The sequence below is a fragment of the Brachybacterium massiliense genome (assembly GCF_900184245.1).
GTDB lineage: Bacteria > Actinomycetota > Actinomycetes > Actinomycetales > Dermabacteraceae > Brachybacterium > Brachybacterium massiliense.
Window position 1 is genome coordinate 227,704 of sequence record NZ_FXXB01000008.1, and the last position, 23,923, is coordinate 251,626.

General features: G+C 69.0%; 27 protein-coding genes and 1 tRNA gene. 11 read left to right on the forward strand and 17 right to left on the reverse strand.

Features of this window, described 5'->3' with window-relative positions; genetic code table 11:
- Nucleotides 1-39 precede the first annotated feature (39 nt).
- The 4 genes from BN4251_RS10995 to BN4251_RS11010 form a co-directional block, all read right to left on the reverse strand.
- Nucleotides 40-369, reverse strand: a complete 330-nt coding sequence (locus BN4251_RS10995) for a metal-sensitive transcriptional regulator (protein ID WP_087485154.1) — start codon at nt 367-369, stop codon at nt 40-42.
- Complete coding sequence (locus BN4251_RS11000; protein WP_245810302.1) at nt 366-2,528, reverse strand: heavy metal translocating P-type ATPase; 2,163 nt, start codon at nt 2,526-2,528, stop codon at nt 366-368. The genes BN4251_RS10995 and BN4251_RS11000 overlap by 4 nt, the downstream gene beginning before the upstream one ends.
- A gap of 270 nt (nt 2,529-2,798) precedes the next feature.
- Nucleotides 2,799-4,313 carry a multicopper oxidase family protein gene (locus tag BN4251_RS11005; protein ID WP_087485155.1) on the reverse strand — a complete coding sequence of 505 codons (1,515 nt, stop codon included), beginning with the start codon at nt 4,311-4,313 and terminating at the stop codon, nt 2,799-2,801.
- A gap of 31 nt (nt 4,314-4,344) precedes the next feature.
- Entirely contained in the window at nt 4,345-4,581 is a 237-nt protein-coding gene (locus BN4251_RS11010) for an SHOCT domain-containing protein (protein WP_087485156.1), read from the reverse strand.
- A gap of 165 nt (nt 4,582-4,746) precedes the next feature.
- On the opposite strand from BN4251_RS11010, the gene BN4251_RS11015 reads away from it, so the two are divergent.
- Together BN4251_RS11015 and BN4251_RS11020 are read left to right on the forward strand one after the other, a co-directional pair.
- A complete protein-coding gene (locus BN4251_RS11015) occupies nt 4,747-5,460 on the forward strand; it encodes a response regulator transcription factor (protein WP_245810303.1) in 714 nt (237 codons plus the stop codon).
- 66 nt (nt 5,461-5,526) lie between these two features.
- Nucleotides 5,527-6,597: a sensor histidine kinase gene (locus BN4251_RS11020; protein WP_087485158.1), complete on the forward strand. Its 1,071-nt coding sequence runs from the start codon at nt 5,527-5,529 to the stop codon at nt 6,595-6,597.
- A 34-nt stretch (nt 6,598-6,631) separates the two neighbouring features.
- On the opposite strand, the gene BN4251_RS11025 is transcribed toward BN4251_RS11020, so the two are convergent.
- From BN4251_RS11025 to BN4251_RS11040, 4 genes are all read right to left on the reverse strand, one after another.
- The gene (locus BN4251_RS11025) at nt 6,632-7,399 is read right to left on the reverse strand and encodes a cytochrome c biogenesis CcdA family protein (RefSeq protein WP_087485159.1); all 768 of its coding nucleotides are present in this window, start codon (nt 7,397-7,399) and stop codon (nt 6,632-6,634) included.
- Nucleotides 7,399-7,995 (reverse strand): TlpA family protein disulfide reductase, encoded by a 597-nt coding sequence (locus BN4251_RS11030; RefSeq protein WP_245810304.1) that lies wholly within the window; start codon nt 7,993-7,995, stop codon nt 7,399-7,401. The genes BN4251_RS11025 and BN4251_RS11030 overlap by 1 nt, the downstream gene beginning before the upstream one ends.
- Before the next feature lie 59 nt (nt 7,996-8,054).
- Entirely contained in the window at nt 8,055-8,531 is a 477-nt protein-coding gene (locus BN4251_RS11035; protein ID WP_245810305.1) for a CueP family metal-binding protein, read from the reverse strand.
- Nucleotides 8,532-8,707: 176 nt separating this feature from the next.
- The gene (locus BN4251_RS11040; protein WP_087485162.1) at nt 8,708-9,292 is read right to left on the reverse strand and encodes a YdhK family protein; all 585 of its coding nucleotides are present in this window, start codon (nt 9,290-9,292) and stop codon (nt 8,708-8,710) included.
- A gap of 220 nt (nt 9,293-9,512) precedes the next feature.
- Between BN4251_RS11040 and BN4251_RS11045 the strand changes: the two genes are divergently transcribed.
- Entirely contained in the window at nt 9,513-9,923 is a 411-nt protein-coding gene (locus tag BN4251_RS11045; protein ID WP_087485163.1) for a four-helix bundle copper-binding protein, read from the forward strand.
- Between the two features lie 76 nt (nt 9,924-9,999).
- On the opposite strand, the gene BN4251_RS11050 is transcribed toward BN4251_RS11045, so the two are convergent.
- From BN4251_RS11050 to BN4251_RS11065, 4 genes are all read right to left on the reverse strand, one after another.
- A complete protein-coding gene (locus BN4251_RS11050) occupies nt 10,000-10,830 on the reverse strand; it encodes a C40 family peptidase (protein ID WP_087485164.1) in 831 nt (276 codons plus the stop codon).
- Between the two features lie 392 nt (nt 10,831-11,222).
- Complete coding sequence (locus BN4251_RS11055) at nt 11,223-11,477, reverse strand: histone-like nucleoid-structuring protein Lsr2 (RefSeq protein ID WP_245810306.1); 255 nt, start codon at nt 11,475-11,477, stop codon at nt 11,223-11,225.
- Between the two features lie 203 nt (nt 11,478-11,680).
- The gene (locus BN4251_RS11060) at nt 11,681-12,088 is read right to left on the reverse strand and encodes a hypothetical protein (protein ID WP_087485165.1); all 408 of its coding nucleotides are present in this window, start codon (nt 12,086-12,088) and stop codon (nt 11,681-11,683) included.
- Nucleotides 12,089-12,878: 790 nt separating this feature from the next.
- A tRNA-Pro gene (locus BN4251_RS11065) sits at nt 12,879-12,952 on the reverse strand.
- 197 nt (nt 12,953-13,149) lie between these two features.
- Here BN4251_RS11065 and BN4251_RS11070 point away from each other — a divergent pair.
- From BN4251_RS11070 to BN4251_RS11095, 6 genes are all read left to right on the forward strand, one after another.
- Nucleotides 13,150-14,094 carry a DUF881 domain-containing protein gene (locus BN4251_RS11070; RefSeq protein WP_087485166.1) on the forward strand — a complete coding sequence of 315 codons (945 nt, stop codon included), beginning with the start codon at nt 13,150-13,152 and terminating at the stop codon, nt 14,092-14,094.
- Nucleotides 14,091-14,423 (forward strand): small basic family protein, encoded by a 333-nt coding sequence (locus BN4251_RS11075; protein ID WP_087485167.1) that lies wholly within the window; start codon nt 14,091-14,093, stop codon nt 14,421-14,423. The genes BN4251_RS11070 and BN4251_RS11075 overlap by 4 nt, the downstream gene beginning before the upstream one ends.
- Entirely contained in the window at nt 14,420-15,172 is a 753-nt protein-coding gene (locus BN4251_RS11080; protein ID WP_087485168.1) for a DUF881 domain-containing protein, read from the forward strand. Before BN4251_RS11075 ends, BN4251_RS11080 begins: the two co-directional genes overlap by 4 nt.
- A gap of 126 nt (nt 15,173-15,298) precedes the next feature.
- Entirely contained in the window at nt 15,299-15,742 is a 444-nt protein-coding gene (locus BN4251_RS11085; protein WP_087485169.1) for an FHA domain-containing protein, read from the forward strand.
- A gap of 4 nt (nt 15,743-15,746) precedes the next feature.
- Nucleotides 15,747-16,439, forward strand: coding sequence for a transcriptional regulator FtsR (gene ftsR / locus BN4251_RS11090; protein ID WP_087485170.1), 693 nt, complete (start codon nt 15,747-15,749; stop codon nt 16,437-16,439).
- Between the two features lie 129 nt (nt 16,440-16,568).
- Nucleotides 16,569-17,153 carry a MerR family transcriptional regulator gene (locus tag BN4251_RS11095; protein ID WP_087485171.1) on the forward strand — a complete coding sequence of 195 codons (585 nt, stop codon included), beginning with the start codon at nt 16,569-16,571 and terminating at the stop codon, nt 17,151-17,153.
- Nucleotides 17,154-17,259: 106 nt separating this feature from the next.
- On the opposite strand, the gene BN4251_RS11100 is transcribed toward BN4251_RS11095, so the two are convergent.
- Nucleotides 17,260-18,051, reverse strand: coding sequence for a ParA family protein (locus BN4251_RS11100; protein WP_087485172.1), 792 nt, complete (start codon nt 18,049-18,051; stop codon nt 17,260-17,262).
- 91 nt (nt 18,052-18,142) lie between these two features.
- Between BN4251_RS11100 and BN4251_RS11105 the strand changes: the two genes are divergently transcribed.
- The gene (locus BN4251_RS11105) at nt 18,143-19,165 is read left to right on the forward strand and encodes a methyltransferase (protein WP_245810308.1); all 1,023 of its coding nucleotides are present in this window, start codon (nt 18,143-18,145) and stop codon (nt 19,163-19,165) included.
- Between the two features lie 31 nt (nt 19,166-19,196).
- Here the strand turns inward: BN4251_RS11105 and BN4251_RS11110 are convergent, their stop codons facing one another.
- Genes BN4251_RS11110 through BN4251_RS11120 form a run of 3 tightly spaced genes read right to left on the reverse strand, consistent with a single transcriptional unit; the run spans nt 19,197 to nt 22,001 of the window.
- A complete protein-coding gene (locus tag BN4251_RS11110) occupies nt 19,197-19,835 on the reverse strand; it encodes a TIGR03085 family metal-binding protein (RefSeq protein ID WP_087485174.1) in 639 nt (212 codons plus the stop codon).
- Nucleotide 19,836: 1 nt separating this feature from the next.
- On the reverse strand, nt 19,837-20,838 hold the full coding sequence (locus BN4251_RS11115) for a sugar phosphate isomerase/epimerase family protein (protein ID WP_087485175.1): 1,002 nt from the start codon (nt 20,836-20,838) through the stop codon (nt 19,837-19,839).
- A 17-nt stretch (nt 20,839-20,855) separates the two neighbouring features.
- A complete protein-coding gene (locus tag BN4251_RS11120) occupies nt 20,856-22,001 on the reverse strand; it encodes a Gfo/Idh/MocA family protein (protein WP_087485176.1) in 1,146 nt (381 codons plus the stop codon).
- Nucleotides 22,002-22,139: 138 nt separating this feature from the next.
- Here BN4251_RS11120 and BN4251_RS11125 point away from each other — a divergent pair, with 138 nt between their 5' ends.
- Nucleotides 22,140-22,937 (forward strand): transglutaminase-like domain-containing protein, encoded by a 798-nt coding sequence (locus tag BN4251_RS11125; RefSeq protein ID WP_245810309.1) that lies wholly within the window; start codon nt 22,140-22,142, stop codon nt 22,935-22,937.
- Between the two features lie 9 nt (nt 22,938-22,946).
- Here the strand turns inward: BN4251_RS11125 and BN4251_RS11130 are convergent, their stop codons facing one another.
- On the reverse strand, nt 22,947-23,918 hold the full coding sequence (locus tag BN4251_RS11130; protein WP_087485177.1) for a PAC2 family protein: 972 nt from the start codon (nt 23,916-23,918) through the stop codon (nt 22,947-22,949).
- Between the last annotated feature and the right edge of the window lie 5 nt (nt 23,919-23,923).

Consider the following 23,923-nt stretch of genomic DNA (forward strand, 5'->3'; position numbering starts at 1 on the left):
ATTCGAGCTGACAGAGGGAACGCAAGCCCCCGGTTCTCTTCACGACTTGACGAGGCGCCTTACCGCGTCAGAGGCCTCACTTAGCTTGATCTCGGCCTCGTCTCCTCCTTCGCGGGCGGCATCGAGTACGCATTGGTGGAGGTGGTCGCCGAGTAGGCCCAGCGCAACGTTCTCCAGCGCGCTGTCCAGGGCAGAGATCTGGGTGAGGATGTCGATGCAGTAGACGTCTTCGTCGATCATTCGGGAGATCCCGCGGGCTTGGCCTTCGATGCGCTTGAGGCGGTTGAGGTAGCGGGGCTTGTCCTGGATATATCCGTGAGGCCCGCTGTGACAGGCATGGCCCTCCGCGGTTTTGGGGACTGTGTTCATGAGTGATTCCGCTCGGTGAGACTGGGTCCGCGGCGAGCGCGGACGGCGCCGACGGTCGCCTCCGGGCGAAGGTCGAGGCGTCGCAGGAGCTGGGCGTTCAGGGCGACCACGATGGTGGACAGGGACATCAGGATCGCTCCGACGGACATCGGCAGCACGAACCCGATGGGGGCGAGGATGCCCGCCGCGAGCGGCACAGAGATCAGGTTGTAGCCGGCAGCCCACCAGAGGTTCTGCTTCATCTTCCGGTAGGCGGCGCGGGAGAGCTCGATGACCGAGAGCACGGAGCGTGGATCGGAGCTGGCCAACACGACCCCGGCGGAGGCGATCGCGACATCGGTGCCGGCACCGATGGCGATGCCGACATCGGCCTGAGCAAGGGCAGGGGCGTCGTTGACGCCGTCGCCGACCATCGCGACCTTCATGCCCTCCTTCTGGAGCTGGGCGACCTTCGAGGACTTGTCCTCGGGTCGCACCCCGGCGAAGACGCGGTCGATGCCGAGCTCGCGGCCGACGCTGTTCGCGACCGCCTCGGCGTCGCCGGTGATCATGACGACCTCGACGCCCAAGCTGTGCAGGGCATCGATGGCGTCGCGAGATTCGGGGCGCACCTCATCGGTGAGCTTGAGACCGCCGATCACCTCGTCGTCGCGGAGGACGTGGAGGATGATCGCGCCCTCCTGGCGCCAGGCCTCGGCTTCTTCGACTTCGCTCACTCCGGTCTCCTCGAGCAGTCGAGGACCGCCCACGCGGATCTCGTGCCCATCGACCTGGGCACTCACGCCCAGTGCCGGGGTGGAGCTGACGTCAGAGCCCGCAGGAATCTGCGCTCCCTCGGCCTGTGCCTTGGCGACGATGGCGCGGGCGAGCGGGTGCTCGCTCTCCGCCTCGGCGGCAGCTGCCAGGGCCAGCACCTCGGTCTCGTCCGCACCGCGGGTGATGATCTCGGCGAGGACGGGCTCACCCTTGGTCAGGGTGCCGGTCTTGTCGAACAGGACGGCGTCAACGGTGCGCATGGCCTCCAGGGCCAGACGGTCCTTCACCAGCACACCGCCGCGGGCAGCCCGCTCCGTCGCGATCGAGACGACCAGCGGGATCGCGAGCCCCAGCGCATGGGGGCAGGCGATGACCAGGACCGTCACCGTGCGCACCACGGCGTCATCGGGCATGCCGAGCAGAGACCAGGTGATCGCGGTGATCACAGCGGCACCGAGAGCGAACCAGAAAAGCCACGCCGCGGCGGTATCCGCGATGCGCTGTGCCCGGGACGAGGAGTTCTGCGCTTCGGTCACCAGGCGCTGGATACCGGCGAGGGCGGTGTCGTCGCCCGTGGCGGTGACTTCGATGCGGAGACTGGAATCGGTGGCGACGGTGCCAGCCACGACAGAGTCTCCGGTGGAGCGCGTCACTGGGCGGGACTCGCCGGTGACCATGGACTCGTCCACGTCGGCGCGGCCTTCCCGGATCGTGCCGTCGGCCGGGACGCTCGCGCCGGGGCGGACGAGGATGAGGTCGCCGCGCTGCAGCTCGTTGGGCGAGATGCTCACGAGCTCGTCGTCTTCGATGCGTTCTGCCATGTCCGGCAGCAGTGCGGCCAGAGAGTCGAGCGCGGAGGTGGTCTGGGCGAGGGAGCGCATCTCGACCCAGTGGCCCAGCAGCATGATCACGATCAGCAGGGCGAGCTCCCACCAGAAATCGAGCTGGTGGTCGAGGATCCCGAGAGTCGCACCCCAAGAGGCGATGAACGCGACCGTGATCGCGAGCCCGATCAGGAGCATCATCCCGGGCTGACGGGAACGGATCTCGGAAACGGCGCCGGTGAGGAACGGGCGGCCGCCCCAGATGTACATGACGGTGCCGAGAACCGGGGCGATCCATAGAGCGCCGGGGAACTCGGGAACGCTGTACCCGAGCAGCATCGCGAACATCGGCGAGAACGCGACAACTGGGACCGCGAGGATCAGGTTGATCCAGAACAGCCGCCGGAACTGTGCGACGTGGTCGCCATGGCCTGCGTGCCCACCGTGCCCGGCGGCGTGGCCCTCGTGTCCCGAATGGTCTCCGTGAGTTCCGTGGCCGTGATGCGCGTCGGGAGCGTCGTGCTCAGCACTGCCGGAGTGGGCGTCCTGAGGCGTGGAGGAAGGATGAGCGTGCTGCATGCCGGGTCCTCCGTGGTCTCGACCGTGTGTCTGGTTGCCAGCGTTCATGCGTCCGACAATATACCCCTAGGGGGTATGCGTCAAGGGGTCGGAATCCGCTGTGACCATCGGCGTGATCGAGGCGCGGAGGGGTGGCATGACATCCCTCAAGTCGGCGCCAGAATCCAAGCCGCTGACTCCGACCAGATGGCCCGCTCGCTTTTGATCGAGGCCCAGGAGGGCGACACCAATGTCGACCTACTTCGGCGCCGGGGGCCGGAACCCACGGCGTCAGGGCGCGTAGTCGATGCCGGTCATCATGCCGACCTCCTGGTGGTACGCGTTGTGGCAGTGCGCTGCCCACCGGCCCGGATTGTCCGCATCGAAGTCGAGAGCGAACGATTCCATGGGTGCCATCATCACCGTGTCCTTTCGGAGCCCCGATGGCAGGGCGATGGTATGCCCGTGGATGTGGAGGGGGTGACTCATCATCGTCTGGTTGGTCGCGATGATGCGCACCCGCTGCCCCTCATGGATGCTCAGTGGAGTGTTCTGCCCGTAGGGGGCGCCGTTGATGGCCCACTGGTACGGCTGCATCGAGCCTTGGAACGAGAGCCCGAGCTCGGTGTCAACTGCGCGGTCCTCGAGTCGCGCCGCCTCGGCCGGCTCCAGAGTAGATCCGATGAGGGCCTCCCCGTCGAGTTCTCGGACCCGGACGTCCGCAGCGGGCACTTCCCCGGCACCGGTCCTCAACACGGCGAGCCCCTGGCCGCCGCTGGTCTTCCCGACAGGACGCGCCACCAGAGGGAACATGCCGTCCTTCACGGTGACCACCACGTCGTACCGCTCGCCCATGCCGAGATAGAGCGCCTTGGCGGTGACCGGCTCGACGGCGAATCCGTCAGAGTGGGTGACAGAGAGATCGTGATCTCCGAGCGCGAGAGCGAAGATGGTGTCGGCGGAGGCGTTGATCAGGCGCAGGCGCACGCGCTGGCCGGGCTTCGCCTCGAAGATCTCCGGCGCTTCGGGGATCCGGCCGTTGAGGAGGAAGTGGGGGTAGGTCACGTCGCCGGCATCGCCCCAGGGCTCCTCGCCCATGGGCATGTCGCCGTGGTCCATGCCTCCGGACCTACCGCCGGCGGCGTCGTCGCCCATTGGCATGTTGCCGTGGTCCATGCCGCCGGAATCCGAGGGGCTGGCACCGGTCAGCGCGGCCAGGACCTCATCGGGGGTCTGCCCGGTCCCATCGATCCAGTCATCGAGGGTCACGATCCATTCCGCATCGTAGTCACCGGGTTCGTCGGGATCGTCGATGATCAGCGGCGCGTAGAGCCCGCGGTCCAGCTGCAGGCCGACGTGGGAGTGGAGGAAGTAAGTGCCGGGATCGGGGGCGACGAACTCGTAGATGAAAGAGGTGTCCGGCTTGACCGGGTCCTGCGTCATCCCCGGAACCCCGTCGGCCGCATTGTGCAGTCGGATGCCGTGCCAGTGGATCGTGGAGGCCTCGGGCAGGCGGTTCTCGAGCGTGATGCGCAGCAGATCCCCGGCCGTGGCGCGGATCAGCGGCCCGGGGAGGGACTCGCCGTATGCCCAGGTCGAGACCGTCTTCCCTCCGAGGTCCACCGTCGTCGGCGCCGCGGCGAGGGTCTGGGTGACGACGTTCTGACCGGCTTTCGGCGTCAGGGCAGGAGGCGGTGCGAAGCCTCCAACTTCGGTCGGAGCGGCTCGGTCGCCACATGCCGCGAGCGTCAGTGCTGCCGCGCCGAGGCCTCCGGAGAACACGGTGCGGCGGGAAAACGTCTTCACAGGTGCAGTCCTTCTAGAGCGAGGGGTGGTGTCATGGCCGAAAGGCGTCCAAGACCAGCCGTCGTCGTTGCTCGAACTCATCGGCCGTGATCTCTCCTCGAGCCAGGCGCAGCGAGAGTTCCCCGATCGCCTCGTTCTCGTCCCGCGCGCGTCGGGGGCGCCCGGGCGGCACGGTGCATGCCAGCAGCAGTGCCGAGGCCCAGAGGAGAGCGAGCAGACCGGCGACTATCACCCACATCAGCCACGACATCGCATCGGTAGGCATCATCGAGCAGCTCCCTTAGTGGGTCGAGTTCGTACGCGGCACGGTCCACATCAGCTTCCCCCGGGGCGGGCGAAGTTCTCGTCGAGAGTTCCTCAAGATCTGGTCCAGATAGTCCGTCTGCGCCTCCGTAGACACGCGATCTCCAGGGACGGGGACCAGACTGGAGCCATGAGGAGTGAAACGGATCGAGCAGCGGCGATGGTTCTCGTCGTCGAGGACGAAGCCGCGCTGTCGGATGTGGTCCAGGCGTATCTCGTGAAGGCCGGCTACGCGACTGCTAGCGCGCGGAGCGGTCCGGAGGCGGTGGAGGCAGCCCGCACTCTGTCACCGGACGTGATCGTCCTCGATCTCGGCCTGCCCGGGCTCGACGGTCTGGAGGTGATGCGCAGGATCCGCGCCTTCTCCGACTGCTACGTGCTGATCACGACGGCACGGTCAGAGGAGGTGGATCGCCTGGTGGGGCTGTCGGTGGGGGCGGATGACTACCTCACCAAGCCGTTCAGCGTGCGTGAGCTCGTCGCTCGGGTCCAGGCCGTATTGCGCAGGCCCCGCGCCGATTCCGGGACGGCGTCTTCGGACACAGTGCGCACTTTTGGAGAGCTCGAGATCGACACAGCTGCCCAGGAGGTGCGGCTCGCCAGCCGGCCACTTCCGCTGACCCCCACCGAGAGGGGACTCTTGATGACCCTGGCGCTCAGTCCTGGCCAGGCCTTCAGTCGCAGACAGCTGATGGAGGCCGTCTGGGGAGACAGCTGGATCGGAGATGACCATCTCGTCGATGTGCACATCGCCAACCTCCGACGAAAACTCGACGAGACGGCTGAGTCTGCACGGTTCGTCACCACGGTGCGCGGTATCGGGTACCGGATGGGGAAGGGGTGAGCTGTGGCCGCACCGAATACATCTGTGCGAACGGTTCGCCCTAGCACCAGCTTGGCCTCGCGCCTGATGATCGGCCAGCTCATCGTGCTGCTCGCCGGCGCGCTCACCATCACGGTGCTGACGGTGATCATCGGGCCCGCCGTCTTCCACTACCACCTGCTCCAGACCGATCTCCCGGTGGGCAGCGACGAGCTCGTCCACATCGAACGCGCCTACCGTGACGCGCTCGCACTTGCCCTCGGGGTCGGACTGGTGGTCTCCCTCCTGGCCGCCGGCCTGGTCACCTGGAACCTGGCACGACGACTCCGCCAGACGCTTCACGGCCTCACCTCGGCTGTCGATGAACTGTCCCGCGGCCACTACTCCACGCGCGTGCCCTCCGTCGGAGCCGGGACCGAACTCGACTCTCTGGCCGCCACGCTCAACGACATGGCAGCGCGCCTGGACGCCGTCGAGGAGACCCGACGCCAACTGCTCTCCGACCTCGCCCATGAGCTGCGCACCCCCATCGCCACCCTCTCGGCACATCACGAGGCGATGGCCGATGGCGTCATCGAGCCGGAGGCAGCCATGCCCATCCTCGCCGGCCAGACCGTGCGACTGTCGCGGCTGGCTGACGACATCAGTGAGGTGTCCCGGGCCGAGGAGGGCCAGCTCCCGGTACAGCTGCACCCCCTCGCCGTCGATGACTTGCTGGCATCAGCACTCCAGGAATGGGAGGAACGGTTTGAGACAGCGGGTGTGGCATTACGACGAGAAATGGCCCTGCCCCACGCCGTGACGATCCACGCGGACCCGGACCGCCTCGCCCAAGTACTTGGGAACTTGCTGAGCAATGCTCTGCGGCACACTTCCCCCGGAGGCACCGTCACGGTCTCGGCAGCCACCCACGGCAGCACGGTGGAGATCGCGGTAGCGGATGACGGCGAAGGGTTCACCGCTGAGGACCGGTCTCGCCTGTTCGAACGGTTCTTCCGCGCCGACAGCTCCCGCACCCGTGAGAACTCCGGCTCAGGCATCGGCCTGACGATCAGTCGAGCCCTGGTCGATGCGCACGGCGGGACCATGGCCGCGGCCAGTGAGGGCTCAGGGCGGGGAGCCACCTTCACCATCCGGTTGCCCCGAGCAATCGTCTGACCGCTGAGCCGGCCGCGTACGGCGGGCTCAGCGATCAGACGATCGTGGTGAAGTTGCCGATCCGCACTTGCAGGAGAGCCATCCACTGCTCCCACACGCCGGTGACCAGCAGGAGTCCGATGGCGATGAGCACGGAGCCACCGACGATCTGGAGCGTGCGGCGATGCCGGGACAGCATTTTGGAGATGCCGAGGGCGCGCCGGAACACGAGGGCGAAGAGGATGAACGGGATCCCGAGCCCGATCGCGTAGCCGAACGCGAGGAGTGCGCCGCGGCTCGCGGAGGCCTCCCCGAGGCTGAGCGCGGCGACCGCGGCGAACGTTGGGCCGATGCACGGAGTCCAGGAGAAGCCGAACGTGATCCCGAGCAGGGGTGCGCCGGCGAGTCCGGCATCGGGGCGCTTCCGGATCCGTTTCTCACCGGAGAGACGGGGGAAGATTCCCACGAACACCAGTCCCATGAGGATCACCAGCACCCCGGAGATCCGATTGATCGCGCTGGTGTACTGGACCATCAATGACCCGAGTGCACCGACGAAACCGCCGATGACCAGGAACACCGCCGTGAAGCCCGCGACGAACAGCACAGCTCCGGTGACCAGGCGCCATGGCCGTTCCCCGGGATCGCCGGTGCGGGGCGGCCCGACGCTTCCTCCGGTGAGCCCGGTGATGTATCCGAGGTAGCCGGGGACCACCGGAAGCACGCACGGCGAGAGGAACGCGACCAGACCGGCCACCATCGACAGCAGCAGGGCTGCGGCCAGGGGTCCGCTCAGCACGGTGGTGGCGAACAGTTCACCCATCAGGCGGCCTCCGCCAGCACGGTATCCAGGAGGCTCTCGAGGGTGCTCTGGTTGGCCGCGCCCGTGATCCGGGCGGCTACTCGTCCTTCAGCATCCAGGATCAAAGTCGTGGGGACGGCGTTGGGCGAGACGCTGCCGTCCATGGAAGAGATGACGACTCCGTCGGGATCGGGGATCGAGGGATAGGTGATGCCGAAGGTCTCCTCGAACGCGGCGGCCGGCCCGGCCTTGTCGCGCGTGTTCACGCCCACGAACTCCACTCCCAGGGCGCTGTACTCGGAGTGCACAGCCTTCAGCGCCGGTGCTTCGACCCGGCACGGCGGACACGACGCATACCAGACGTTGATCAGCAAGGGTGCACCGCGCAGCGCCGTGGAGTCGAAGTCGTCTCCGCTGTACGTCGTTCCCCGGATCTCCAAAGGCTCGGCGCGACCCTCCGGGGGGATCTCGACGACAACCCCATCACCGGAGACGTACCCGGCGTTCGCCTCACTCGCCGCATCCGAAGAACCGCTGCACGCCGCAAGAAGGGGCGCTAGTACGAGCAGGCTCCCGCCCAGCCGCAGCGTGGTCCGCCGACTCAGGCGTGGTGTCACGCTCCGCCCAGTTGGGCCGACCACCGAATGCCAGAAGGCGGACCGGGTGCTTCGCCTGCTCACGTCAGCTGGAGACTGGTCAGACAGGTCAGATCATCCTCCGCCTGGGTCGAGATGGACGCGGTCCCCGTGTAGTCCTCGAGGGTGCACGTGAGCTCCGCGGTGATCCCGCGCGGCAGCCAGAAACCGATGAACCCGTTGTCATGCGTGGTGCGAGGGCCCTCCTCAAGGACCTCGCCCGAGCTGCTGTCGACCACGCTCACGGTGAGCTCGCGGCTGCGCAGTTCTCCGCGGCACGTGGTCAGGCTGTGGAACGCGCACTCGTGGGTGGTCTCGACGAACGGGGCCACCGACAAGTAGAACTGGTCCTCGGGAAGGGGCAGCTCGGCCTCGCGCCCTGCATCGTCTCGGAGCTGCAGAGACGTCGCGGTGACGCTGGCGATCAGATCCTGCGGTCGCTCAGCCACCGGGAGCGCCTCGAGACGGTCGATGATCTCGTGCGCGTCCGCGTCGGCGAAGCCATGTTCCTGAAGCAACTCCTGATCACCCGTGATGGATGCGGGCTCGGACCCACCGGCCCCGCAGCCGGCGACCACGAGCGGGAACAGGACGGCACCGATCACGAGCGATCGCCGGGGCAGCCGCACGGTACGACGACGGGGCCCACCCCCGGAGGAGGCGCGCGGGCCTCGAAGGTACGACGGGGAGGTCATCACGCAGGCTCGATCTCGCTCTCGACGACCCACTTGTGGTTCGTCATCATCATCCCGTCGGCCTCGTAATCGACCATGTACACGGTCTCCTCGGTGGCACTGTCGATGGTGGCCTCAGCACCCTCCATCCCGGTCATGTGATCGGCGGTGATGACCACCTCGGTGCCCTCTGCCAGCGGTGCCTCGCCCGGGTTCTCGAGCTCCTCGTGAACGACCCACTTGTGGTCAGTGACCGGCTCACCGCCATCGGTCGGCGTGAAGCTGACCGAGTAGGTCGTGGTGTCGAAGGCGCCCGAGATCGTCGCCGTCGCCCCCTCCATGCCCTCCATGTGGTCCGCCGTGAGCGTCACCTCCGTGCCGACCGGGAACTCGGGATCCTCCGCGGGCACCATCCCCTCAGGCGCTGGGCCGCCATCCATCGGGTGCTCCATGCCCCCGTTGCCACCACCATCGGACGCCTCCGACGCTTCTGACTCGCCCGGCGTCTGACCCTCCTCAGACCCGCTGTCGGTGCAGCCGGCAAACACAATCGCACCGGTGAAGACGACGGCCGCGAGACGGCCGAGAGAGCGACGAGAACGCATGATTTCTCCTAGTCAGAGGATACTTTGCACCAGCGTATGTCCTCTAGATCAAGGTCTCCTCAAGGTCAGATCTTGACTTCTTGAGCACCGCGCTGACCAGTCGGCCCGCACTGCCTCCGAACGTACGGTCTATCCGCTTCCGTCCTTCGGGGGCGATGGCTAGCGTCGTCAGGACGGGCCGGCATCCGCCGGTCCGTCCGGAACGAGAAGGAGCAGGATCATGACCCATCACGTCGCATCAATGCTTCAGACCTACCCGAAGGACCTCGGCACCATCGACCAGCAGAAGCTCGCCGCATGCATCGAGGCCTGCTTCGAGTGCGCCCAGACCTGCACAGCCTGCGCGGACGCCTGCCTGGCCGAAGACATGGTGGCGGAGCTGACCCAATGCATTCGCCTGAACCAGGACTGCGCCGACGTCTGCGAAGCCACCGGCCGGGTCCTATCCCGCCAGACCGGGAAGAACGTCGCCCTCAACCGTGCCCTGCTCGAGGCGTGTCAGGCGGCGTGCCGATCCTGCGCCGAGGAGTGCGAGAAGCACGCTGAAATGCATAAGCACTGCAAGGTCTGCGCGGACGCCTGTCGCCGCTGCGAGCAGGCCTGTGCAGAGCTGTTGGCCTCGATCAGCTGATACCGCTGCCTCTGCACGCAAAGGGAGCCCCGACCGTTGGTCGGGGCTCCCTCTGCGCGGGCGTTGCGACCTGCGGTCAGCGGAAGGTGACGAAGGTCGGCGAACCCCAGATGGTCCGCTCCGTGACGGCACCCGGGGTGCGCCCCGCGTCGATGACCGTGTCGCCACCGGCGTAGATCCCGAGGTGGCCGGGCCACACCACGAGGTCACCGGGCTGGGCCTCGGACTTCGAGATCGTGGTTCCAGCCGCAACCTGCTGCGACGAGGTACGGGGCAGGTCGATACCGGCCTGCTTGTACGCGTACGAGCTCAGACCCGAGCAGTCGAAGCTGACGCCCGGCTTGGAGGTCCCCCACGAGTAGGAGGCACCGATCTGGCTGCGCGCGGCATCGACGATCGCCTGCTGCGAGTTCGTCGCGGAGTTCGAGGGGGCGGGAGCAGAGGTTCCACCGCCCGAGGTCGATGCGCCGCCGTTCAGTGCGCCGCGCGTCTCGGGGCCCACGATGCCGTCGATCTTCAGGCCATGCGAGCGCTGGAAGTCCTTCACGGCCCCATGGGTGAGCTTGCCGAACTTTCCGTCGACGGACAGCGAATCACCATGGTCGTTCAGAGCTGACTGCAGCTGCTCCACGGCAGAGCCCTGCGAACCCCACCGCAGCTTCTCCGCCGTGGAGACGGACGTCGCGTGTGCCGGGGCCGGCGCCGCCGGCGCAGCAGCCTGTGCAGAAATGGCAGGTGCGGCGGGCGACGCGGCGGGGGCGGCTTGAGCCGGGCCCGCGGCGAAAGCGGATCCGAGGAGGACCGTGCCGAGGACAGCGGCACCGCCGGTGCCCCGCAACGCGCGTCCAGCGGTCCCGACAGGCGTGACTGCTCGGCCGAAGGCGCGGTGGGTGTTGTTATGGGCCATGTTTCTACTCCGTAGGTTTCCCTCCTCGAGACGGGAGGGAGTCGATGACTTCGTCAGTGCCGCAGCGACGGCAGAGCGACCAGTGAAGCGCCAGCTCATTTCGTGGGCAGTGAAACCAACGTACGGGCTGGTTCGGCGGTTCTACGGAGGCATGGGGTGCCCTGCTTGAAGATTTAACCGCGGCTTTGCGCACGCTCTCCTGATACCCCCGGAGGGTAGGCCGGGCCTTTACCTGTACGGTCGAAAGGATGACGCGAGAGATCGAACGCATTCTCAAGATTGTCTTAAGGCAGCGCTGCACTCATCAGCGGACCCGTGCTGCGAGACGTGCGCGGACGCACCACGGCCCGGCACCATCCAGGTGTGCTGGGCCGAGTGAGGACAGTGCGGAGTCAGTTCGCCTTGGCGTAGGCCTCACGGACATCGGCGCGAATGCGACCCCGCTCCGAGACCTCGTAACCGTTCGCGACCGCCCACTGGCGGATCTTCGCGGCGTCGCCGCCGGTGCTGGCACCGGTGCCGCGCTGCGCACGACCACCAGTGCGCCGCGCCATAACGGTCCACTTCTCCATCTCGGAGCGCAGCTGACGAGTGTTGTTCTCGTTCAGGTCGATCTCGTACGAGACGCCGTCCAGCCCAAACGTCACCGTGTTGTGACGACAGTCGGTCTCGGCATGGCTGCAGGCCCTGAGCGTTAGGACTGTAGGGGAAGCGCCGCGCCACCGGTGCCGACACGAGCCCGGCGGCCCAGCCACCGGGCATCCTCGATCGGCTTAGAGGGGCGGGAGCTGAGGTTGTTCAGACGGTGGTCGATGCTGACCGAGATGCTTCGTCCAGTGATCTCGCGACCTCATCGATCGGTGCGCAGCGGGATCGGATTGCCGAGGCTTTCGAGGTGCCCGGTGGCGATGACGAACGACCGCACGCACAACAGCACGGCGCGACCTGCCGAGGATTCGGGGAGTCGGTGGGGACCCTCCATGCTGCCGAATAGCTCGTCGTTGCTCATGTCTACGATCCGCTGCACGGCGGGGTCAACATCCATGCGGATCACGAGATGGCCGGGGGAGTCGGTGGTCTTGGCGGCCACCTCGCCACTGGCGGCTAGCGCCCGGACGGCGTCGAGGTCGAGACGGGGTATCAGGCCGTGATCGATCAGATGCGCGAGGGCGGAGCGATCGATACCGACGATGCGCGCGGCGAGGGCCGCGGGGATCAGCTCGTCGGGATTCGGCTTGGTGCTGCGGACGGTCGGCATCAACAAAGCATTCCATACCCGAATCGTCATTTCGAGTGGCACGCAGATTGTGCACGGCGGACGGAAAGTGAGCGCGACTCGGAATGTGGCCGCGGTAGCATTGATGGTGGATGCTAGGAACTGTGAACTGCACAGCTGCTGGTACCCCGGAAAGGCTCAATGTCCAGGAAGAGCCGTTATCGGACATTGAGTTGACGTGTCACACGAAATTCATCAACAGAGGGCCGGACACCCCTTCAGTAATCAGCTGGAGGAGCCTGACGCAGAGAACTTGAGCACTCCGCAGATGGTGCCCGCACGGCCAAGTATGCGTTGCGGTGCAGCGGGATCGCTTCCCACCGCGACGTGGGTCCAGCTCGCCCTGACGGGTAGCCGCGGTGCAGGGGCACTTTGAGGTGTACGTGGGAGGTGGCCCAGTGGATGACCCGTGAGGGCGAAGCGCTATCGATGCCCCGGCAGCCGAGAGTGACCGTGCCGACACTGCCGCAGTTCTTCCCCACGTGGGAGCTCCGACGGGAAGGGCAGCCTTGCGACGGGCGAGACGGCCTGCCTGGTCTTGAGTCGCGGCGACGAGAGAACATGGGGGAGACTCTGGCCCTGGCCACCAGCCGGCCCCGTTCTGTGCTCGCCCCGCGTGCCCCTGGTCCAGGAGCGGCACTCGAAGGTTGACCGCCGTCGTGATGGTGACCTCGAGGCTCGTGCGGTCTCCAGCCGGCGCGACTCTAGCGGTCAGATCGCCGCTAAGAAAGACAACGCCCTGGCGAGAAACTTGTTCTCACCAGGGCATTCGTCGGGCTGACAGGATTTGAACCTGCGACCCCTTGACCCCCAGTCAAGTGCGCTACCAAGCTGCGCCACAGCCCGAAACCCTCCGTCACCGGAGGACCGAGGAACACAGTACCCCGCCGACGCCCTCGAGGCGAATCCACGGCGGCGTGACCTGCGGCACCTGCGTCGCCGTCACGATCCGCGACGCTGATGAGCTAGGGGCCCGCCAGTCCGTCTCCGGGCCTCGGGCGGGTCTGACGCCCCATCCCCATCGCCGCTCCTAGACTGCGAGCATGCGCGAGGCGGATCATTCGACACCTCACGGCGAGACCCCCTACTCGCCGACGTCGCTGCTGCGCGCCCTCACCGCGGACCCCTACAGCGTGGACACCCTGCGCGAGGATGCGCATCCCGCCGCAGAGGCCGCACCTCCCGATGTCGGCGTGACCCGCGTGATCACCCTGCTGCTCGCGCTGCTGCTCGGCTTCGCCGCCGCGGTCTCGGTGCTCGAGCTGCGACGCGGCGCCGCCGCCGAGGACAGCCCTCGCGCCCTGCTCGAGCAGGAGGTGCGCGACACGCGCGCCGAGGCCGATCTGCTCGAGCAGCGACAGGAGGAGCTCGAGCGCCAGATCGCCGAGGCGCAGGGCGTCGTGCTCGACGGCGCCGAGACCGGCTCCTCCGAGGAGCTGACCACCTACGAGCAGGCCAGCGGCAGCCTCCCCCTGACCGGTCCGGGCGTGGTGCTGGTGCTCGAGGATTCCTCCCCGCTGCCCTCGAGCCCCGGAGCCGGCGCCGGGACCGTGAACCGCGTGATGGACTCCGACGTGCAGATCGCGGTGAACGGGCTCTGGAGCGCCGGGGCGGAGGCGATCTCCGTGAACGGCCAGCGCATCACCAGCACCACCGCGATCCGCACCGCGGGCTCCGCGATCCTGGTCGACTTCCGTCCCCTGTCCCCGCCCTACCGGATCACCGCGCTCGGTGACCCTGCGCAGCTGCGCTCGGCCGTCACCGAGAGCGAGGCGGGGGAGTACCTCGCGGAGATCTCGAGCCGCTACGGCATCGGCAGCTCCTGGGAGAGCGAGGACGAGCTCGAGGTGCCCGCACGCTCCGTCGGCACCCTCCGCGAGGCCGCGCCGCTGGACGACGGCAGCGGGAACCTGCCCGAGGAGCCGCGCCCCATCCACCCCACCGAACCGTCGACCGCCGGACGCGGCGCCGAGGAGGAGACCCCATGATCGCCATCATCGGACTGGTGCTGGGCATCGTGCTCGGCGTCCTCGTTCAGCCCGACGTCCCCGCGGTGCTGCAGCCCTATCTGCCGATCGCCGTGGTGGCCTCCCTCGACACCCTGGCCGGCGGCCTGCGGGCGAGCCTGAACGGCGCCTTCGACTCGCACGTGTTCATCACCTCGTTCATGTTCAACGTGCTGATCGCCTCCTTCCTGGTGTTCCTGGGCGACCAGCTCGGCGTCGGCTCCCAGCTGTCCACCGCGGTGATCGTGGTGCTCGGGATCCGCATCTTCTCCAACGCCGCCGCGATCCGACGCCTGCTGTTCAGGTCATGAGCGACGGCACCCGCACCCCCGACTCCCCGGAGCAGCAGAAGCTGGTCTGGCGGCGCTTCCGCGACACACTGCGCCCGCAGGCGAACCTCTCGCAGGTGATCGTGGGTCTGCTGTGCCTGCTGCTGGGCCTGTCGATCGTCGCCCAGGTGCAGCAGGGGGACGACTCGCTCGAGGGCGCCACCCAGCAGGAGCTGGTGCGCCTGCTGGACGAGTCCGGCCGCCACTCCGCCGATCTCGAGGTGGAGAACGCCGAGCTCGACCGCACCCTGGAGACCCTGCGCTCGGGGCGGGAGGGGGACGTCGCCGCCCAGAATGCCGCGCAGGAGCGGCTCGAGGACCTAGAGATCCTCGCCGGCACGGCGCCCGCGCAGGGGCGCGGCGTGCTGCTGTCGATCGACGATCCGCAGGGCACCCTCCGCGCGCCGACGCTGCTCGGTGTGATCCAGGAGCTGCGCAACGCCGGCGCCGAGGTGATCCAGATCGGGGAGGTGCGCGTGGTCGCGTCGACCTCGATCACCACCGATGCCGCCGGGGGTCTGCTGGTGGACGGCACACCGCTCAGCGCGCCCTACGTCGTGCGCGCCATCGGCGACCCCTCCGTGATGGAGCCCGCGCTGAGGATCCCCGGCGGTGCCGCGGACTCCGTCGCGGGGGACGGCGGATCGCTCGTGGCGACCGCCGACGACACGATCCGCATCGAGGCCACGGTCGAGCTCACCGCCCCGGAGCACACCCGAGTGGTCAAGTGATCGTCAATTCTTGACTCAGCATGCCTTCTCGGGCCCCGCGGAGGCCTGATCGCATGCGAAGATGGGCGGGCCGAATCCTGTGCGGTCATCGCCCAGGGTCCGTCGCAGGCCAGGAAGGGGTGCGCGGTGTCCGGGAACACCGAGTGGAACGACGAGAATCTCGACCACACGTCGAAGCTGAGCGCGATCTCGCCCAGCGATCCCCTGGAGGAGGCCGAGTCCGGTCTCTCCTCCCAGGATCGGCGGGCGATCGAGAACCTGCCGCCGAGCAGTGCGCTGCTCATCGTCCGGAAGGGACCGAACCTCGGGGCGCGCTTCCTGCTCGACTCCGAGACCACGGTCGCGGGCCGTCATCCCAAGAGCGAGATCTTCCTCGACGACGTGACCGTCTCCCGCAAGCACGCCGCCTTCGTGCGTGACGGCGATGGGTTCCTGGTGCGTGATCTCGGCTCCCTCAACGGCACCTACGTGGGCAAGGACCGTGTGGACGAGGCCCGCCTCCAGGCCGGCCAGGACGTGCAGATCGGGAAGTACCGACTGACCTACCACCCCTTCCACGGGCAGGCCTGAGCCGATGCCGGCCTCCGCCGCGCGCAGGCCGAGCTCCTCCGGTGCCAGCAGGCTGAGCATCGGGCAGGTGCTCGAGGTGCTGCGTGACGAGTTCCCCGATCTGGCGCACTCGAAGCTGCACTACCTCGAGTCCGAGGGGCTGATCGCTCCCGAGCGCAGCCCGGCGGGGTACCGCAAGTACAGCCGCGAGGACGTGGAGCGACTGCGGTTCGTGCTGCGTGCGCAGCGGGACCGCTTCTGGCCGCTCAAGGTCATCAAGGAGCACCTGCTCGAGCACGGCGTCGATTCCGAGGTCACCTCGATCGCCTCCCGTCCGGGGCCCAGCTCGACCCTGCAGGCCGTGCGCCTGGACCGGCGCGGTCTGTGCCGCGAGGCATCGGTCGAGGAGGAGTTCCTGCTCGAGCTCGAGCAGTACGGGCTGCTGGCGGAGGGTGCGCTCTTCTACGGCACCGCCGAGCTGGAGCTGGTGCGCGCCGCCCGCGATCTCGCCGAGGAGGGCCTGCACCCCCGCCACCTGGTGATGCTCCGCACCGCAGCCGAGCGCCAGGCGCACATGATCCGCTCGGTCGCGCGCCCGCGCGCCCGCTCAGGGGATGCCGCCGCCCGTGGAGAGGCCGAGGACTTCGCGCGCGACCTGGGCGAATCGATGATCACGCTGCACGGTGCGGTGCTCCGCAGCGCACTCCGGGAGCGCTGAGGGGACCGGCTCCGTCATCTCACCGTGACCTTCGGGCGGCGCGTTGCTGTCGACCGGGGGTCCGTTCAGGCTACTCTGGGCGTGTGCTCTCACCCTTCCCCCTCGGAGAGCCGGAACCCGGAGGTAGTTGTGAACGCCATGAGCGGCGATGATCGCACCGAGCAGTCCACCGTCCCCGCAGAGCCTGCCCAGGGCGTGCTCTTCGACGACGTGGTGGACACGCCCGGCGAGCTCGGATACCGCGGCCCCGCCGCGTGCAAGGCCGCCGGCATCACCTACCGCCAGCTCGACTACTGGGCCCGCACTGGGCTGGTCGAGCCCAGCGTGCGCGCCGCCCACGGCTCCGGCAGCCAGCGCCTCTACGGCTTCCGCGACATCCTCGTGCTCAAGGTCGTCAAGCGACTGCTCGACACCGGCGTCTCGCTCCAGCAGATCCGCGTCGCCGTCGGCGCGCTGCGCGAGCGCGGGATCGACGATCTCGCCGGCATCACCCTCATGAGCGACGGCGCCTCGGTCTACGAGTGCACCTCCGCCGAGGACATGTTCGATCTGGTCCAGGGCGGCCAGGGCGTGTTCGGCATCGCGGTGGGCCGGGTCTGGCGCGAGGTCGAGAACGACCTGTCGGTGCTGCCGGGCGTGAACCCCGCAGACGATGCCGCCCTCGCCCTGCAGGACGAGCTGGCCGCACGCCGCCGCTCTCGCCAGGCCGGCTGAGAGCCCCACAGACACAGCAGAACGGCGAGCCCTGGGAAGGGGCTCGCCGTTCTCGTATCTCGTGCGCGGTGCGGGAGGGGCCAGGAAGGCCCAGAGCAGTGGCCGCTCAGGAGTTCTGGCGCGAATCCATCACGGTCTTCAGCAGCGCGTCGAAGTCCTCGGTGAGGCGCTTGCCGGAGGCGCCCTCGTACCGGTGCAGCGGCACCGCGCCGCCCTGCGCCTGCTGCAGGCCCACACGCTCCTCGATCACGGGGTCGAGCACGGAGTCTCCGAACAGCTCGCGCAGCTCGGCCAGACGGTACTGGTGCTCGACCGAGCGGGGTCGGTAGCGGTTGACCACGAGCCCCAGCGGCTGGAGGCGCGGCGCGATGCCGTCCTCGTGCATCTCCGTGGCGAGCTTGAGCGCACGATCCGCGGCGGTGACCGCGAAGAAGCCGGGCTCGGAGACCACCAGGGCGCGATCGGACGCCGCGAGCGCCATCTGGGTGAGCCCGTTCAGCGACGGCGGGCAGTCGATGATCACGATGTCGTACTGATGGGTGCGCTTGTCCAGCGCCTGCAGCAGCCGCCGCACCTCCTTGGGGGCGGGCGCGGGGGAGTCCAGCACCGCTGAGCGGCTCGAGCCGGGGATGATGTCCAGATGCGAGGCGGCATCGACCGCCCACGGCGTCTCGATGATGGCCCGGTCGATCGTCTCGGTGCGCGGGGAGGAGAGCACCTCGGCGATGTCCAGGGTGCTCGCGGGCTCCCCGAGCAGGCCCAGGGTCGAATCACCCTGCGGGTCCAGATCGACCACCAAGGTGTTCACCCCCTGATGGAGGGCGGCAGAAGCCAGGCCCAGGGTCACGGACGTCTTGCCGACGCCGCCCTTCAGGGAACACACACTCACGATGAACACACAGGCAGTCTACCGACCCGACCCTGCACTCCGAGTGCACGACGGGCGGTAACCTGCGTGAGTCGTACAGCGCACAGAACACAGGGGGACCATGATGGGCCAGGTCACGCACGAGCTCGTGCTCGAGGTGCTCGACGGCTGCGGCGGCAGCGCGCTTGAGGAGGCGCGCACGCTCGGCCTCGCACGGCCCGTCGGCCCCACAGAGCTGTCCCTGACCACCTCGGACCTGGACGCCGTGCGCTCCCTGCGCCGGGCCGTGGCCGCCTCGACCAGCCTCACCGTCCCGGCACGGCGGCCGCGCGAGCTGCTGGAGACTTCGGTGCAACAGCGACTGGGCGAACTGCTCGACCAGATCCGTCGGCAGCGGCCGCGCCCCCGCTTCCACGGCCTGCGCCTCGAGGCCGCGGGCGCCCACACCCCGGAGATGCGCCGGCTCGCCGCCGCCCTCGCAGAGCTCGCCGGCCTCCCCGTCGATGACGAGGGCGATCTGGTGGTCAGGGTGCGACGGGGCGCACCGCCCGGCACCTGGCAGGTGCTGCTGCGCACCACGCCCCGCCCGCTGTCCACGCGGGCCTGGCGCACCGTGGACTATCCCGGCGCGGTCAACGCCACCATCGCCGCGACGGCGCTGGATCTGCTCGAGGTGCGGGCCGAGGACTCCATGCTGGACATGACCTGCGGCTCGGGCACCTTCCTGATCGAGCAGCTGCACGTGGCCGCCCCGGCACGCGCGGTGGGCGTGGACCTGGACCCCTCAGCGATCGACGCCGCCGCAGCGCATCAGCGCGCCGCCCGCCGCAAGGGCCGCGTGGACTGGATCGTCGGCGACGTGCTCACCGAGCAGCTCGAGCCCGGCTTCACACGCTTCCTCACCAATCCGCCGTGGGGCACCCTCCACGGCGAGCATGAGGCGAACCAGCAGCTGCTGGCGGATCTGCTGCGCCGCGCCGCAGAGCTCGCCGCCCCGTCGGCGCGCCTGGGCGTGCTCACCCACGAGATCACCCGGATGCACCGGGTGCTCGAGGAGGACGCCTCAGGCTGGCGCCCCGTCCTCGAGCATCGCTTCTTCCAGAAGGGCCACCATCCGCGGCTCTTCCTGCTCGAGCGGGACTGAGCACAGGACAGCACCCTCGGCCCGCGCCGGCTCAGAGCCCCCGTCGGCCGTCCTGGAGGGCGCGCAGCGCGGCGGGCTCACCATGGACCTGGACCCGGGAGGCCTCGTCCCGGCCGGTCACCCACAGCAGCAGCTCGAGCGGGTCGCCGTGCACGCGCAGGCTCCCGGCGGCGCCGCGGCTGCGCAGCCGTCGCCCGCCCAGCGGGGACACGAGCGTGACGTCGGCCTGCACCGACATCGCCAGCGGCGCCATCAGGCCGACGGCCCGCCAGGCATCGGCGGCGGTGGCGGGGGAGAGCCGGCGCGGCTCCCAGCCCTCCTGCGCGCGGCGCAGATCCTCGTGGTGGATCAGCAGCTCCGCCTGGCCGCTGAGCGCATCGAGCCGTCCCACGGGGGAGAGGGGCCCGGGACCTGCGCGGAAGAGCGCGACGCGCTCCGTCCAGGAGCGCTCCCGGTAGCTCGACAGCGCGGCCTGGGCACGGCGCCGCAGCGGTCCCGGCAGGCGGGAGGCGAGCATCAGATGCGGAGCCCGCTCGCGCAGATGCAGGTGCTCGAGCAGATCCGAGGCGGCCCAGCCGGGCAGGATCGTGGGTGCCTGCTCGCCGAGCGCGAGGAAGGTCGCGGCGAACTCCTCGCGCTCGGTGCGGTGCGTGCTGTCCTCTTCGCTCATCTCAGCCCTGCTGGGAGAAGGCGGCGTCGAAGGAGACCTCGGAGATCGGGTAGTCGAGGGTCTTGAGGTGGGCGAGCGCCTCCTTCGCCCCGTGGAGGCGGTCCATCCCGGCGTCCTCCCACTCGATGGAGATGGGGCCCTCGTAGCCGATCGAGCGCAGCGCCCGGAAGGCCGCATCCCATGGCACGTCCCCGCGGCCGAAGGAGACGAAGTCCCAGCCGCGCCGGGGATCGCCCCACGGCAGGTGGGAGCCCAGACGGGTGTTGCGCCCGGTCACCCGCACGCGGATGTCCTTGCAGTCCACGTGGTAGATGCGGTCGGCGAAGTCGGTGATGAAGGAGACCGGATCGATCTCCTGCCACATGAAGTGCGAGGGATCCCAGTTCAGGCCGAAGGCCTCCCGGTGGTCGATCGCCTCCAGGGTGCGGCGGGTGGTCCAGTAGTCGTAGGCGATCTCGGAGGGATGGACCTCGTGGGCGAAGCGCACGCCGCACTCGTCGAAGACGTCGAGGATCGGGTTCCAGCGGTCGGCGAAGTCCTGGTAGCCCTCGTCGATCACGGATTCGGGGACCGGCGGGAACATCGCCACGTACTTCCAGATCTTCGAGCCGGTGAAGCCGATGACCGTCTTCACGCCGAGCTTCTGGGCCAGGCGCGCGGTGTTCTTCATGTCCTCCGCGGCGCGCTGGCGCACGCCCTCGGGGTCGCCGTCGCCCCAGACCGCGGAGCCGACGATCGCCTCGTGGCGGAAGTCGATCGGGTCATCGCAGATCGCCTGGCCCTTGAGGTGGTTGGAGATGGCCCAGCACTTCAGGCCGTGCTTCTCGAGGATGCCCAGGCGCTCGGCGATGTAGTCGTCATCGTCCCAGCGGGAGGCGTCCAGGTGCTCGCCGGAGACGGCGATCTCGAGGCCGTCGTAGCCCCATCCGGCGGCCAGCTCGGCGACCTCGTCGAGGGTGAGGTCGGCCCACTGGCCGGTGAACAGGGTGTGCGGGTGAGACATATCGGTGCTGCTCCTTCTCAGAGGGTGATGGTCGTGCCGTCGGCGGCGTCGGAGTCGATGATCGCGTCGAGGACGCGCTGCAGCGCGAGGCCCTCGTCGAAGTCGGGGGAGAAGCGATGGGTCTCGCCGTCGCTGATCGCGAGCAGGAGGTCCCGGGCCTGGTTCGTGAAGGCGTTCTCCCAGCCGAGCACGTGGCCCTGCGGCCACCAGGCCTCGAGGTAGGGGTGCTCGGGCTCGGTGACCAGCACGCGGGTGTAGCCCTGCTCGGCCACGGGGGCGGTGGCGTCGAGGAACCAGAGCTCGTTGGGGCTCTCGAGATCGAAGCGCAGCGCCCCGTCGGTGCCGAACAGCTCGATCCGCAGGCTGTTCTTGGCGCCGGTGGCCATGCGGGAGACCTCCACGGAGGCGGTGGCTCCGCCGTCCAGCTCGAGGGTCGCCCAGGCCGCGTCGTCCACGGTGACCTGCTCGGGGCCGTCCTCGCCCGGGCGCTCGGGCACCATCGTGGCGAGCCGTCCGCGCACCGCTGTGACGCGCTGCCCGCTGAGGTGCTGGATCTGGTCGATCGCGTGGGAGCCGATGTCGCCGAGCGCCCCGGAGCCCGCCGTCTCCTTCCGCAGCCGCCAGCTCATCGGTGCCTCGGCGTCCACCAGCCAGTCCTGGAGATAGGCGGCCTTCGCCTGGCGCAGGGTGCCCAGGCGGCCCGCCTGCACGAACTGCTTCGCCAGGGCCAGCGCGGGAACGCGGCGGTAGGTGAAGCCGAGTGCCGCGACCTGTCCGCGGGCGGTCGCGGCACGGGCGGCCTCGACCATCGCCTCGGCCTCTGCGGTGTCGTTGGCCAGCGGCTTCTCGCACAGCACGTGCTTGCCGGCCTCGAGGGCGGCGATCGCGATCTCGGCGTGCAGGAACCCGGGCGTGCAGATGTCGACGATGTCGACGTCCTCGCGAGAGATCACCTCGCGCCAGTCCGTGGCGTGCTCCTCCCAGTCGAGGCGCTGCGCGGCCTCGGCGACGGCCTGCTCATCGCGGCCCACGATCACCTTCCGGGCGATCGCGGGCACGTCGAAGGCGGCCTCGACGGTGCGCCAGGCCTGCGAGTGGGCGCGGCCCATGAAGGCGTAGCCGATCAGGGCGACGCCGAGAGGGCGAGGGGAGGGGTCCGGCACGAGAGCTCCTTCGAGGACGAGCGGCGGCGGTCGGCGGCCGACGCATGCGTGATGTCAGCTGGCTCACAAGCCTATGTCCGTGCTCCCGTCGCGGCAAAGGGACGGGCTGGAGGGATGCGCATGGCGCACACTGGCGGTATGGAACGACATGTGCATGCCTGGATGAGGGCTGAGGTGGCCGAGGCGACGGACATCGCCCTGCTGGTCGCGGTCTCCGACGCACCGGCGGCCGCGGAGCGTCTGCGCGTGCTCGCTGGGGGCGCCCGGCACCCGGTCTCCGAGACCAGGGACCGCTTCGGCAGCCGGATGCACCTGCTGCACGGACTGCCGGAGGGGACGGTCGAGATCACGTACGAGGCCGCCGGGGTGCGACCTGCCCCGCCGCCGAGCAGCCAGGACTCCGATGCGGTGATGCACCTGTGGCCCTCGCGCTACTGCGAGGTCGACGAGTTCGAGAGGATCGCCGCGGAGATCGTCGGTGATCTCGAGGGTGACCAGGCGGTCCGCGCCGTGGTCGGCTGGGTGCATGAGCACCTGGACTACGTGCCCGGCTCCTCCACGATCACCGATTCCGCCCGCTCCACCTATGTGGCGCGGCGGGGGGTATGCCGTGATTACGCGCATCTGACCGCGACGCTGCTGCGTGCGAGCGGGATACCGGCGCGCTGCGCGTCGGTCTATGCCCCCGGCCTCAGCCCGATGGACTTCCACCTGGTGGTCGAGGCGCTGCTCGGCGGCACCTGGCAGGTGGTCGATGCGACGCATCTGGCGCCGCGCGCCTCGATGGTGAGGATCGCGACGGGTCAGGATGCGGCCGACACGGCGTTCATGACCACCCTGGCCGGGAACGTCACCCTCACCGGCATCCAGGTCACCGCCGTGGTCGATCCGCAGCTGCCCGACGAGCGGGTCGGCGAGGCGGTGGTGCTGCGCTGAGAGTCCCGCTCAGAGGGTCGGTGAGGCCGGGCCCTCGGGCTCCTCGGGCGACTCCGGCCCGTCGGTCCCGTCGGCGTCGCTGATCCCCTCGGAACCGCCGGTCTCGCCCTCGAAGCTCGCGAGGTACTCCTCGACCTCGGCGGCGATCGCCTCGGCTGTGGGGACCTCGGCGCCCGCGCCGGAGGTGATCATCCGGTCGAAGCGGTTCTCGAGCCCGCCCACCATCTCCTGCAGCTGGGGCTGGGCGGAGATCTGCGCCGCCACCGCTTCGCGCACGGGCCCGGCCTGCGCCTCGAGCGCGGCAAGCGGCAGCTGCGGGCCCTCCTCCTCGGTGATCGCGCCGAGCAGGGCGAGCGCCGCATCGGGGTAGGACATCTCGTGCAGGTACTGGGGGACGTGCACGGTCAGCCCCACGACCTCGTGCCCGCCCTCAGCCAGACGCATCGTCAGCAGAGCGGTGAAGGGGGCGCGCAGCCGGAATGTGCCCGGCATCGTACGGCGCACTGCGATCGACTCCGGATCCCCCGCGAATCGGGTCACCGGCAGCTCCCGGGTGTGGGGGACCGGTGCGGGGAATCCCTGCAGCAGCAGGGTGCGCTCGATTCCCAGCTGCTCGACCACGATCCGCAGGGCGCTGGCGACACGCTCCCACTGGAAGGACGGCTCGGGGCCGGTGAGCAGGAAGAAGGTCTCGCCGTCGAGCGCGGTGACCTCGTGCAGCAGGATCTCGGGCTTCTCGTACTCGGTGAAGTGATCCAGCTGGAGGGTCACCTCCGGCCGACGGCCCGCGTAGTCGAACACCTGATCCATGTCCAGGCGCCCCACCACGCGGCTCTCGAGGGTGTTGAGCAGGTGATCGTCCACCAGGCGCTGGGCCTCGCCGGCATCGCTGTAGGCACCGAGGGTGACGAGCAACGTGCGGCCGCGCAGCGCGCGCGAGTCGACGTGACGCTCGTAGCTGAACAGGGTCGTCGGATCCATGGTGA